At 61.3% G+C, this 14,721-nt stretch carries 1 protein-coding gene (running past both ends of the window); it reads left to right on the plus strand.

This entire window lies inside a single protein-coding gene on the plus strand: locus tag NXS98_RS03565, encoding a proprotein convertase P-domain-containing protein. The 62,124-nt coding sequence extends 35,786 nt beyond the window's left edge and 11,617 nt beyond its right edge, so the window shows coding positions 35,787-50,507 (codon 11,929, partial, through codon 16,836, partial); the first codon wholly inside the window starts at nt 2. The start codon and the stop codon both lie outside this window.

The raw sequence follows: 14,721 nt of genomic DNA on the forward strand, positions 1-14,721 counted from the left end.
GGTGGAAGTGACTGCGGTGTGGTCGGGCACGGGTGCGGATACGGTCAGCATTACCGATACCACGCCGCGTTACCTGCTGGTGCGGGGTCAGACGGGGAATGACAGGATAGACGCCACGCTGACGGCGGCGGGGGTTACCGCATTTGGCGATGAGGGCAACGACACTTTGCTGGGTGGCAGCGGGAACGATTTCCTGATGGGTGGGGATGCCATGGATGTCATTTCGGGCGGGGTGGGGGATGACGTGCTGGCGGGAGATGGGGCGGTGTTTGAGCGAGCGTCCAACTACGGTTTGCGGCGCTTTGAAACCACGAACGACGCTGAAGGCGGCAATGATAACCTGGCCGGGGGTGAGGGGGCGGACATTCTCCTGGGCGGCACGGCCAATGACACGCTGAGCGGTGGGACGGGCGACGATATTCTTTTGGGAGATGGCGGCTACATTCTTTTTGACGCTGCCAATCGTCCGGTGCGCATCGCCGCGATACAACATCAGGGAGACGGTAATGATCTATTGGATCAAACGGGTGCCGCGGGGGCGGACATATTGCTGGGCGGCAGCGGGGACGACCAGTTGTATGCGGGCGGGGAGGAGGCTCTGGAGAACATTCTGCTGGGGGACAATGGCGTGGTCGTGCTCAACGATCCCAATGCCGCGCCGGGCGAGACCTGGGACATTTACACCCACCAGCCGCAGTATGGCGGGCGCGACGTCCTCATGGGCGGGCCGGGCAATGACATTTTACTTGGCGGCTCTGGCGGTTTTGACGCGCCGGGGATGGGCGGGGACACCATGAGCGGCGGCGATGGCGATGACATTCTTGTGGGCGATGGCGGTTACATCACCCGCGACCCGCAGCGGCGGGTGACCGAGGTGCGGAGCATTGATTTGTCTTATGGCGGTGATGACGTGCTGGACCAGACGGGAAATCAAGGGCGGGACATTCTGATGGGCGGGGCGGGTCATGATCAACTTTACGGCGGCGCGGATGTGCTGACCGATATACTGCTCGGCGACCATGGCGTGGTTTATTTGCAGACGGGCGATTCCGCGAATGAGTTTGATGTGGCAACGCTGGGGCCTGAGGTTGGGGGCCATGACATCCTGCGCGGCGGGGCGGGAGAGGACATATTGCTGGGGGGCAGCGGGGATGATGGGTTGGATGGTGACGAGGGCGATGACATTGTGCTGGGGGACAATGGTTATGTATGGCGCGATGCGGACGGCGCCATTCGGCGGGTGGAAACGCGGTCGCCCGAATATGGTGGCAATGATGTCCTTGACCAAAATGGCGGGCAGGGTCTGGACATTCTGCTGGGTGGTTCTGGCAATGATTCCCTGTACGGTGGGCCGGGTAGCGAGGGGAATGTCCTCCTGGGTGACAACGGCGTGGTGGCGGGGGGCACGCGGGCGATTTGGACGGATACGGCGGCGGCGGATGCCAATGATATTTACACGAAGGATGTGGTGGCGGGGGCGCCGTCGGTGGCCTACGGTGGCCATGACTTCCTCTATGGCAGCGGGGGCAATGATGTGCTCATGGGCGGGATGGGTAACGATGTGGTCTTTGGTGGGGCCGGGGACGACATTCTGCTTGGCGACGGGGGATACAACGACCGCGATGCAACTGGTTTGCTGCTGGAAATTCGCACTGCGGAAGCGGCCTTTGGGGGCAATGACTTCCTGGATTACCTCTCTTACAGCGGGCCCTTGAGCCATGCGGCTTGGGCAGCGGGCAGTGATGTGCTGTTGGGGGGGACGGGGGATGATACCATTGACGCCGGCCTGGCGGCGCAACCGCACCTGATGTTTGGGGATAATGGGCGCATTGGCTTCGTGGTGGGAGACCGTGACCCGCGCTCATTGGACGGCCAATATGGTGGGCGCGATCGCATTACGGGCAGCCCGGCGGCGGACATTATCATTGGCGGCAGCGGGGGGCTGGATGCGGCCGGTGTAGGGGGCGATGTAATTGCCGGCATGGGCAGCGATGACATCCTGTTTGGGGACGGGGCGCATATTGCTTATGATGTTTTTGGCCAGTTGATTTTTGTGGAGAGTGTGGACTTGGGTCTGGGCGGTGATGACGTGATGGATGTGCATGATCTGACGGAAGTCCGCAACTACATTACCGAGTATGGCAATGCCTTTGCCCAGACGATTGCGACCGGAGCTGATCTTATCATCGGCGGTTACGGGAATGACCTGGCTTATGGTGGCACCGGGGAGGTCAGCACGGATGTCATGCTGGGGGATAATGCGCGGGTCACGTTGGCTTTGGTGGCGGGCTTCCGTTCGGTGGTCATTCTCAATAATGAGCGCTTCGTGCTGACCGGACCGTTCACGGGCATTGAAACGGTGGGCGCCGCTGGTGGCAATGATCGTTTATACGGAGGTTTGGGGGATGACATCATCCTTGGCGGACCAGCGGATGATTTTCTGGTGGGGGGCGCGGGCGATGAGCTGATGTTTGGCGAAGGTGGGCGGGATGTGTTGTACGGCGGCGACGCCCTGTATGCGGAGCAACATTTCCGCTGGTCGAATGAAGCGGAGCGGGCGGTTAAGATGACGCTGCCGCTGGATTGGACGCAGGCGGAAGCGATGCAGCCGACGGGTTATGAGCCTCCGTTGATCACGCCGGCGGTGCTGATGGGTCAGTCGGTGGCAGGCGCCAATGACGGCCAGGATGTGCTCTTTGGGGGCGCGGACACGGATTGGATGTTTGGCGGGGGCCAGATTGATTTTCTGGATGGAGACGAGGGCGATGATTATCTCGATGGCGGGGCAGGCAATGATTATCTCACCGGCGGCCCGGCTGATGACGTGATCCTGGGTGGCGATAATGACGACATCCTGCACGGGGATTTCGATATGGATGGCAGTTTCGTGGGGGTGGCGGGCAGGGATCAAATTTATGGCGGTCCGGGCAGTGACCGGCTCTTTGGGGAAGGCGGGCCTGGTTCGCTGGCGGGTGAGCGGATGTGGGGCGGGGCGGGGGTGGATTATTTGTACGGTTATGCCCACACCACAGGCACGTCCACGCAAACGCAACTGCTGGCGGAGACGCAAATCGTGGGCAGCGAAATGCATGGGGGTCCGGATAACGATTGGCTCTACGGCAGCATCCGCAAGGAGGTCATCTATGGGGATGGCGGCGCGGAATTCATCCACGGCGACTGGTTCTACACGCGCACCTATGCGGTCAATCCGTGGGCGGCGACTCTGGGCGGTGATGACAAGATTTTTGGCGGGGCCGGGGAAGACCAGCTTTTGGGCGGCGGCGGCAGTGATGAGCTATGGGGCGGTCCGGACAGTGACTGGCTGGAGGGGCAGGACGGCGTGGATAAACTCTACGGCGGCGAGGGGATTGACATGATCCTGCTCGACAGCAATCCGGAATACCGCTTTTTCGGGGATGACTTTAACGGACATTACGGCAATTACGTGCGCGGTGACGCGCTGGACGACAACGCGACAGATATTTTGCTCATTGAAGGCACGGATGACCGGGACACCATCCTGATTTCCGAGGAGGTGGCCATCATTGGCGATCTCAACGTGCCCAACAACGGTCTGGTCAGTTTTGTCTCCACCTTCACACTGACGCTGACCTTGGCGGGCCAGACTCGCACGGCCGACTTTACGGTGAATATCAGTCTGGGGATTGATAATGCCATTGACCGGCTTAATCAGGCGTTTACGCAGCCGGGCAATCCATTCTTTGCGTATCAGGATGGCACGGGCCGACGGCACGGTTATGTGGAGGCTGTCCGGCGGGGCAACCAGATTGCGATGGTGACTCGCGGATTTGGACGGCAGGCGGTGCTCACCATCTCGAATGTGGACGTGAATACCCGCAATTACCTTGGTTTGGGGCGTGCCACTGGCATGCAACAAGGGGTTGAGCAACTGGTGGTGGATATGATTGTGGGTGGGGTGACGGAGATACAATTCGACCAGTGGCCGCAACGGGGCATTTTGACGCGGGGGGGCACGCAGCACACCGCGATGGGGACGTGGCGCAATGCCCAGGGGGTGCCGATGGTGGAGCAGTTCCGCATCTCCGGCCTGGGCGGCAATGACACGCTGGGCTTCCTGCCCGGGGCGGCGGCGGTGGATATGAGCGCGTTGAATGCGCGCAGCTTTGATTGGGTGGGCGTCATGGACGGCGGGCCGGGCAATGATACCTTGCTGGGCAGCAACGGCCGCGATCGCATGGACGGTGGTTTTGGCAGCGATACGCTATATGGATTTGGTGGGGATGACCGCCTGTTTGGTGATGGCGGACCCGGCCAGGGGCTGCCGAGTGATGATGACTGGCTGTTTGGCGGCGAAGGCAATGACGATCTCATCGGGGGGCAGGGCACCAATCGTCTCTATGCCTGGCCGTTGGATCCCAATATTGGGGGTATTAATGATCCGGCCATAACGGAACTGCGTTTTACGGACCAGCTTCGCGGCGTGGTGACGGATACCAACCGGATTGCGCGCATTGTGGCCACGGCCGATGCGCCCGCTGATGGCATTCTTACGGCCGATGCCCATTTCAGCCTGGTGATTGGGCCCAATCGGCCGGTGGATGTTGTGGTGCGAGCCAGCGCCACGGACGGCAGTGACAACATTGCCAGCGTGCCCAATGAATCCGTGGATGATTTGGTGGCCGATATCAACCAGGCCCTGGCGCAGGCGGGTCTGAGCGCGTGGGTGGTGGCCAAGCGGGCGCAGGATGGGAATGGGCAGGTGACCAACCGGATTGCCCTTGAGACGCTGGGCACAACATTAAGTATTACAAACATTCCGGCGGGTAATGCGGCGGCGACGGAATGGCGCCTGGCCCAAGGGCAGACCTCGGTGATGGGCGTGCTGCTGGGCAGCGGAGCGGCGCCGGTGGATGGCCGCATCAGCAGTCCAGCGGGGGCGTCGTTGACCTTGTTGCACAATAACACGTTTGCCACCATCAGCCTTACGAAGGCGGAAACGGCCGGCAACACGACGCTGGATCAATTGATTGCCCAGATCAACGCGAAGCTGGCGGCTTCGCCCCTGGCCGGGCAGGTGGTGGCGGAGAACAGCGGCGGCCGCATTTTGCTGCGTTCGCAATTCACCTCGCTCAAGTTGCTTTCCCAGTTTGGGGTCTTTGTGGATCCAGCAACTGGCCAGTACTACAATAACGATGGGGACGGGCGATACGCGGTGGTGGATACCGGACTGAACCGGATGCTGGGCAGTCCGCGCAATGACCTGCTGTTCGGCGGCACGGGTCTGGACTTCCTGTATGGTAATGGCGGCAACGACACGCTCTTCCGCGCCGATGGGACCACCTTTGAATCCCTCGACGGCGGGCTGTCTGGCGATGATTGGAAGCAGTATGCCCGCGAGTCCACCAAGGTCTGGTACTATCGGGCCACCAATGCGGATGATGTGATTGAGGTGAACTTCGTCACTGAGCCGGGGCTTTTACAAGACCTGCACCTCATCACGCGGCTCACCAACAATAACGGCAATTTCACTTTCTCCGCCCAGGTGAAGCTCAACTTCAATGCGACGGATGCCCATGGCAATCCCATCTGGAATCCGGTGGATGCGTATGTGGATTACACCGCGCTGCGGGAGCAGGCTCAGACGGGCGCGCCCAGCAGCCCGCTGGGACAGGCGCGGCTCCAGTATCGCCAGCAGGAGATGGCCAGCAACCTCCTGCCGCCGGAGGGTGATTTCATTGCCATCATCATTGACGCGCTGGAGGGCAATGACCGCATTACCGTGGGGCCGACGGTGCAAAAGACGGTCTGGGTGGATGCCGGGCCGGGGGATGACGTGGTGGAATTCCTTTCCGGCAACGCCATATTGGCGGACAAGGCGGAGCGGCCGCATCGTAATGACATTCCCGACTTTGCCTATGGCCTGGGATGGGCGGCGCTGGTTTCGCGGGGTGACATCGTGGATTGGACGTTGGGAGTTGCCACCGGTGTGGCGCGGTTCAACCTGTCGCTCAACGGCGCGCGCGATGCCTACACCCTTGCCTTGCCAGCCAGCGGCGTGAATGGTTTGAGTGACAACACCACTGCGGCCCATTTGGTGGCGGACTTGAATGCGGCGCTTAAAGCCGCCAATCTGGATGCCCTGATTTCTGTGGTGGCGCTGGGCCAGCGCATCGCTTTTGTGCCGGCGCCCAACAGCCCGGTGGTTTCGATACAAATCAATAGCACTGATGCCAGTGTGGTGGATGCCCTGGCGGCGTTGCGCTTCAAACCGGAGGACATTGCGGGGCAGGCGGTGCTCACGGGTGGGGCGGCGGCGCCGGTGAATGGGGTGCTTGCGTCCGATTTGCGCTTCAGTGTGCGCATCAACGGCGGCCAGCCGGTGACGGTCTTTTTGCCGGCCTCGGCCACCAACGGGGTGGATAATACGGCCAATGCTTCGCTGGATGACCTGGTGGCGGATCTTAACGAGGCCATCGAGCGGTCGGGTTTGGGGAGTGCATTGCGGGCAGGACGGGTGGATAATCGGGTGCGGCTTTACACCACCACGGCGGTGGCGAATGCCTCGCTGGCGCTGAACGCGCCAGCCAACAGCGCCATGCTTGACCAGCTTCACTTTGCGGATGGGCAGGAGGCCTCGGCCGTGTATGTGCTTTCGCGCAACGTCTCCTTCACCGGCCTGACGATGGACAGCGCGGATGATGTGGACTACTTCGTCTTCATGCTGGGGGCCATTCCGCAACCGGGGGCCGGCATCCGGCTGGCGAGCGCCTCGGTGCTGGATGGGTTGGGGCTGAGCATCTATGACCTGAATCAGCTCAACCAGTTTGGGGTGTATGTGCCGGTGACCATCAACCCGGACGGGCCGGATTTGGAGGGGGGCAATAATTCGCTCCAGTCGGCTTATCTGCTGACGAATATCGAGGACTTCAGCCGCATCACCAATCTGACCATCCACCGGGATACCGCGCTGGATGTGGATTATTACCGCTTCACGCTGGCGCAGGACGGCACGGCGGCCGATCGGTTCAGCCTGTTGCAGGTGGAGGCCGATGAATGGCTGCGGCTGGAGCTGCTGGACGGCACGGGGACGGTGTTGCGTTCGGGCGACACGCAGCTCAAGAACAATGTCACGCTGTCGCTCAATGGGCTGGCGCGTGGCACGTATTATGTGCGAGTAACTTCCGGCGCCAACACGGGGTTGGGCACCATCACGCGCGCTGGTTTGCCGGATGTGCTGCGGCTGACGGGGGGAGATTTCAACAATCCTGCGGCGGTGGTGGTGGATCCGGCGGGGGCCAATAATGGCTTCCGCATCCGCGCGGACGGCAACGGTTCAGCCTGGAACAACGTGCTGGTGGTCATTCGCGGCGGAGCCGCGGCTGGCGCGGAGACGGCGGTGTATGACAACAGTGACCGTTCCCTCACGCTGACGATTGCGGATGGCGTTTCAACGGCGGCGCAGATTGTGGCCGCGATTGAAAACGCCCATCTGGCCAATCCGGGGGCCATGCCCTTCCGGGCGGCGTTGTTTGGCGCCAACAACAACGGCGCGGGTACGGTGCGATATGGTGATTTGCCCAATGCCATCAAGCTGCAGCATGGCGACGCCTTTAATAAAGCGAAGGTCATCCTGAATCCCATGGGCGCCAACAATGCGTTGACGATTGAAGCCGCGACGTTCGGCAACGCGTACAACGGCACGGTGGTGGTGTTCCGGCATGGCGCCACGCCGGCGGTGGCGTTCGATCCGGTGAACCTTCTGCTCACGATTACCATGGTGGAAGGGGTGACCACGACCAACGAGATCATCCAGCTCATTAATAACGCCGGTCCGGCTGTGCCGTTTGTGGCCTCCTTGTTTGAAACCAACCGGACGGCTGCTTATGAGCTGTATCCGAGTCTGGGCGCCAAGGGCAATTCCATCCTCAACTTGTCGGGCCGGCAAAATGGCTTCATATCGTTCGCCGGCCTGCAGCCGGGGGTGCCCTACCTGCTGAAGGTGAATTCGCCCAATTTGGTGCCCACGATATACAGCCTTAACTTCCAGATTGAGGCTGGCGGCGCGGCTTCGACGGTGAGCCTGGCCACTTCCAATAACGTCGTGCGGCGTGATGTGATCCTGGGAGGCGCGGGACACGATGTGCTGAAGGGAGGCATGGGAGAGGACTGGATATTTGGCGGGCCGGGGAATGACGTGCTGAGCGGTGGTTTGGATCGGCAGGCCAGTGACTTGTTGTTTGGCGGGCCGGGCGATGACACCTTCCAGATTCTGCCTGATTTGCTGCCGTTGTTGAATAACTCTGACCAGACTTTCATTCCGACCACGGTGGACCAGCTCTTTGGCGGTGAGGGCAATGACCGGGTGTTGTTCCTGGGCGGTGATTATGACAACGTGAGCCGGCCCATACCGGACTTTGCGTCCATCCGGTATAATCGCATTTTGCACCGGTACGAATTTACTTCGCTGCTGTGGGATTCAGCCAACCAGCGGTTTGTCACGGAGACCGTGCCCGGGGCAACGTTGGTGGCGACCAACAGCCCGCCGGTGGATGGTCGTCTGGCGGCTGATCTTGCCTTTGGCCTGCTGCTCGACGGGGTGGAATACGCCATCACCGTGAATCATCGGCTGACCCACGGTGTGCTGGTGGCGGCGCAACCGTTTGCGGGGGTGCTGGGCATGGGGCAAAGCCGAGGTTTTCGCCTTACCCTGGGGGCGGCTTATGACACCACCATTACGGTCAATGGCCCGGTGGCGACCTTGAATGATCTGGTGGCGCGGGTGAATGACGCGCTGCAGGCCAGCCCGGTGGCGGGCAGCGTGGTGGCGTTTGCCAGCGGCGGCCGGCTGGGCTTGCGGGTGCAGGGGATCGTGGATGCGGAGGTGCTTACGGTGGGGGTGGCGGTGAATCGGACGCTGGCGGATCTGGAATTCTTCGGCTTCGAGACCGCCGCCGCGCCGGGCCAGAGCGCACCGATCAATAATTCGGCCGCGGATTTGGCGGCGGATATCGCTGTGGCCATGCGGACCGCGGTCAACATGGCCACCGGCGCCACGGAAGACATTACTGACCGGCTTACGGCCACCAGCATTCAGGGGCGGCTGGCTTTCCTGACAACGTTCATGGCCAAAGACCTGCGGCTGGCTGTGCCGGTCAGCGGGGTGCGGGCGGAGGCGGGACGCGCTTTGGGGCTGGTGCCGGGACAGGTGGCGGTGGCCAAGACGGTATATACGCAGCTTTATTTCTTCTATCAGGCCAATGGGGTGGAGCGCACGGTCATTGATTTGCGCGCGGGCAATGATGTATTCCGCGCGGATCCGGGCTTTACCTTCCCGAATCTGGCCTCCGAATGGGGAATCAAGACGGGGGATTACGAGCAGCAGGGCATCTTGTCCCAACTGGAAATTTACGGTGGCACGGGCAATGACCGGCTGTTTGGCGGGCCGTACAATGACCGCATCTTTGGCGGGGACGGCAATGACTTCATCGCGGGCGGTCTGGGCAATGACTTGATTGACGGCGGGCCGGGGCGGGATTTGCTGGCCGGCAATACGACTTCCGAGCCGGATGACTTTGAATATGTGACGCGCAACGCCGTGGATGGGCAGAACGATGATGTAAATTATGCGGCCTTCCTGCCGGATATCATGGCTCAGGCCGAGATTAAGGGCCTGACGCTGCACGAAGGGGACATGGGGGATTATTACATCATCCGCACGCCGGCGGCGCTCAAGCAATTCAATGCTTCCACCGCCGCCGGGCTTACTGCCGCCATGATCGCGGTGATGTTTGATGATCCGGTGCAACAGAGCTTCTTCCAGCATGCCTTGCAGCAACATCAACTGGGGCTGTTCCTGTACGCTGCCGCGGACACTGATCCGGGGGCGGCGCTATCCATTTTGCCGGTGGAGAAATTCACGGGCGTGCCTGAATACTACATTTTGCACGTCGTCAATCTGCGCGCGTACCAGGTAAAGGCGGTGTTGCCCGGGCCGGACAACGGACGGCTGGCGCAACTGGCGCGGTTCACGCTGACGTTGGGGGCGGAGCGTTATGTCATCACGGTGGACCACACGGCCACGCAGGATAACAACCATCTGGATGCCATGGTGGCGGACCTGAACCATGCCTTCACCCTGGCTGCGCCGGTGGGCGGCGGGGCGGCAGTGAATCTGGCCAATCGGGTGTATGCGTACAATGAAGGTGGGTACCTCATTCTGCAATCCAAGCTGCCGGCGAACATCGCCATAGATTTGGATACTTTGACCGGGGCCGCGGCCTTTGGGTTTGGAGCGCACCAAACCAGCGCCGGGCAGGCGGCGGCCATGGGACGCTACAAGATTACGTTCAACACTGATCCCAATAATGGAGCGGCGGCTGGGCATACGATTGACACGAGCGCCAATCAGGCCGGGCTGCTGATTAATTCGGTGGATGCGGCCTTCCGGCCTGTGGTCATTCCGCTGGGTGACATCAATGGGGACGGTTTTGCTGATTTTGTGGCCGGAGTGAAGGACGACATATTCGGCGGGCTGACGACGATACGCATTTACCTGGGTGGTCATTATCCGGAGCCGCGCAATCCGGATGGGTCCTTTGTGGACTTGAACAACAACGGCCGGGCGGATGACCAGTCGTTGTTCTACCTGGCGCTGGCGTCGGTGCAGATCAACCTGCCGGCGCCAGTGCTGCGGGAATCGGTCACGGATGCCACCTTGCGCAGCTATTTCAGCGTGCCGGGCGATCTTAACGGGGACGGCATCCACGAGGTGGTGGTGAGTGTGAGCCGGAGCAATGGCGCTGCGGATGGGCGCACAGGGGTTTATGTGCTCTGGGGCCGTCCAGACAATCCGGCCACGCTGCCGCCAGATGGGTGGGGCACGAGCATTATCAACCTGACCACAGCAGCGGATGTAATCCTGACGGCGCCTTCGGGGGTGGCGCGCGCCGAGATGGCGGGAGATGTCACAGGGGATCAGCGGGGTGATTTGCTCGTGCAGTTGAACAATGTGGTGTATGTCGCCTCGGGCAACGGGCTGGTGTCGGGGGCGATTGCCTCGCTACCCATTCGTTATGTGGCTGGGACGGTGGGGCATTTTGCGGGCATTGGTGATTTCAACGGGGATGGCAAAGAAGATTTTGCCATTCTCGACACCGCGACGAACAAGGTGCATGTAATCACTGCGGTGCCGGCGGGGGTCACCACGCTGGCCGGCCTGAACACGCCGTCGGATACACGCTACGAAGCGTCTGCCAGCCTTGCTGGATACCGGCTTGTGGCTTTGGGCAATGTCAATGCGGATGGTTATGCGGATTTCGCGCTGACTGCACAGGCTGGTTCGTTGATATTCCGCGGCAAGGCGGCCGCAGGGGTGCTGGTTTCCGGCACCGATGCGTTGCGGGTGCCGGCGGGGCAGATCATCGTTGGCGCGGGACGGTTCAATGACGATGCTTCCTGGGACATTGCGGCGGTCCAACTGGAGCGCAGCCCGCGGCTGGAGGAAAGCGGACTATACCTGGTGCACGCGGTAGGGGCGCTCTACTTGGGGGATGCGAATATCTTCAGTGGACTGGGCACGTCCAACCCGGTCATCCGCCAGCCCGCCGTGGTCTTTGAGCCGGGGCGGCCGATGTATGTGGACGAAGTGGGGGCGGTGGCGCCGAGTGGATTTTTTGCGATGGTTGGCGATGTGAATCGTCCGGCACGCACCTTGCCGGCGCATGGGTCGTTTGTACTGGCCGGAGACACGATCACGCTGAATGTGACCACCTTTACGTACGACACAGCTTATAACTTCGACGGGACGGATGTGGTCATTGTGCCTGATCTGGCCAGCGGCCCGGCCGTCGCCACCCTGGACACCTCGGCGGGGCGGGGCAAGTACGTGATTACGGTGCGCGTGCGCAGCAATGGCACCACGAGCACGGCCGAGGTGGTGGCGGCCTTGAATGCGCTGGCGGATTACGATGCGGTGGGCGGTTCTGGCGCGGCGTTGGTCACCGGTCCGGCCACCTTGGTGAACGTGTTAAAACCCACCCAGGACGGGCTGGCGGACGTGGTGATGGCCGAGGCGCTCGGTTCGGAGCTGCGCGTCTTTATGGGCGCGGCCTTTTCGGATTATTTCAATCCGGGCAGCAATCTGCCGCCGGCGCTGCCGCGCCTGTACCGTTTCGAGATGGCCACGCCGAACCTGTCCACGCCCGGGTCGGGCAATTATCAAGGGATAGATATTACCGGCTCGAATGGGGTGAATCCGGCGCCCAACATTGACCAGGCCTTTGTAATTGAAGGGAGCGACGGCAGCCAGCGGCTGGCGAATGCGCAGAACATTGGCGACTTTAACGGCGATGGACGCAATGACTTCATGGTGTATGGGGCGACGCGCGCTTATATATTCCTGGGTCCGCTCCAGACCTTGGGGCTGGAGGAGGTCACCACCAAGGCTGACTACATATTGAATCTCACCGTGCTGGGGCGTCCAGCGGCACAGGCGGGGGATATTAACGGCGATGGGATTGCGGAGCTGGCGTTTATCCGGTACGACAACGCCACGGGTGAAACGAGCATCACCCTTTTCTCGGGCGGCCCGCAGCATGTTTTGCCGCGCGAAATCAACTCGTTGGCGGTGCTCGATGCCAATTGGAGCTGGCAAATCACCCTGAGCGCCCAGGAAATCCATGGGGCGACGGCACAGGTGTATTTGCTGCATTCCTTTGGCTTGCGCAATCCGGCCAACAACCTTCCGGCATCCGATGTGGCGGTGGTGGCGCAGCAGCCGGTGGACAACAATTTGAGGCCCAACCTTCGGAATGTCTATGGTTACCTGTTTGCGGGGCGGTTGCTGCCCAGGGGCGTGGCCGTGAATTCCGCCCATGCAGCGAAACAGGTGGATTTGCAACTGTTCTCGGCGGTGTTTGGGACGGGGGTGATTCATATGCCGGTGCCTAATGTGGCGGCGGATGCTGTTGCCACGCAGCCGGTGCAGTTTGCCCAGACCCAGTCCGTGACGAGCACGGTCATTAGTACCATTCCCGCGGCCACCTTGAGCGCGCCCATTGCCCAGGCCAACTTCGGCACGATGGCCATTCCTGATTATGACTGGTTCACGGGGCAGCCGGGGGTGGCGAATTCCAGTGTGATATTCAGTGGGGTCACGGGGGCGCTCTATAGCGTGAGCGTCAATCTAACCTTGTATCACACCTGGGTGGGTGATTTGGAGATTACCCTCATTGCGCCGGATACGCGGACGGTGCTGTTGTTCAATCGGCGCGGGGGCTCGTCTGACAATATCATCAATGTGACCTTTGACAGTGCTGCGGCCACGAGCATCGGCCAGGCGGGCGCGCCGTACGCCAATGCCAGCTATGCCCCGGAGGGGAACCTCAACGTGCTGCGCGGGATGAATCCCAACGGCACCTGGACGGTGCGCGTCCGGGATTTGGCCAGCGGTGATGTGGGCCAAATTGCCAGTGTGGGGGTGACCCTGCGCACGGTGGCCGGGGTGGGCGCGTTGAACGCCATGCAGGCCGTGAGCAGTGCCTTGACTGGCACGCTCACGGATTTGGATTTGCGGGTGAGTTTGTCCCATCCGAATCTGGCTGATTTGCGGTTGTCGCTGGTCTCCCCGAATGGGCAATCCTTCCTGCTGTTCGATTATGGCACGTTGCGGGCGGGCCCCGGACTGCTCTCGGAGACCGTCTTTGACCAAACCGCCAGTGTGGCGATTGGTTTGGGCACGGGCAATTTCACCGGCCAGTATCAACCGGTCAGCGCGGCCACGTGGGATACCATAATTGCCGCCGTGGGCGGCCAGTGGAAGGGCACGTGGACGTTGCGGGCGGAGAGCCGGAGCACCATCACGGGCACGGTGAACGGGTGGCGGCTGGATTTGCGCACCACCGACGCGGTCAGCTCGCAAATTGTCACGACAGGGCCGGCGATTGCCCAGATTAGTGACGTGGATGTGCGGGTAAGTTTGACGCATCAACACGTGGGCGACGTGCAGTTGCGGCTGTTGTATGACAATGGGGTAACGCAGCGCCTCATTGGGTTGATGGCGGCGAATCCGTTGCGCCACGGCACAGGGCTTGACCAACTGGTGTTTGATCAGGATGTGGCCACGCCTTTGGGGACGGGCACCGGCGTTTACACTGGCGGAGTCCGGCCCGAGATAATTAGCGGCACGCTGAATTTGGATGCGCTGAACGGTCTCTCACCCAACGCCACATGGACTTTGTTGATTGTGGATACGAAGGGCGATTACATTGGCACGGTGTCCACGTGGTCGCTGGCCATATCGTCCAATCCCACCGTTTCGACGCTGGCCATCGGCAATGCGCCGCAAGCAGCACAAAATAACATCAGCACAGATCGCATCCTGACGGATGTCAATGTGCGGGTCACGTTGCAGTACGCCGAAATGCAGCACTTGCGGGCGGCCTTGATGTCGCCTGATGGCCTGGTGGTGACATTGTTTGATCAGCAGATCACCGGCGCCAATCTGACGCAGGTCTTGTTTGATGATGAGGGGGCGGCCTTTGTGCCCGGACCGCTGGCCGCCGGGGCGCGGGTTCAACTCCCGTCTGGGGCTAGCCTGAGCGTTTTGAATGGGGCCACGCGAGCGAATGGGGAATGGCAATTGCTGTTGTGGGATGATGACGGGACGAATCTGGCAGGTAACCTGGTGGAATGGAGTTTGGAACTGACCTTTGCTCCCAGCACCGTGGACACGGCGGTGAT

This window comes from Fontisphaera persica, from assembly GCF_024832785.1.
GTDB classification, from domain to species: Bacteria; Verrucomicrobiota; Verrucomicrobiia; order Limisphaerales; family Fontisphaeraceae; genus Fontisphaera; species Fontisphaera persica.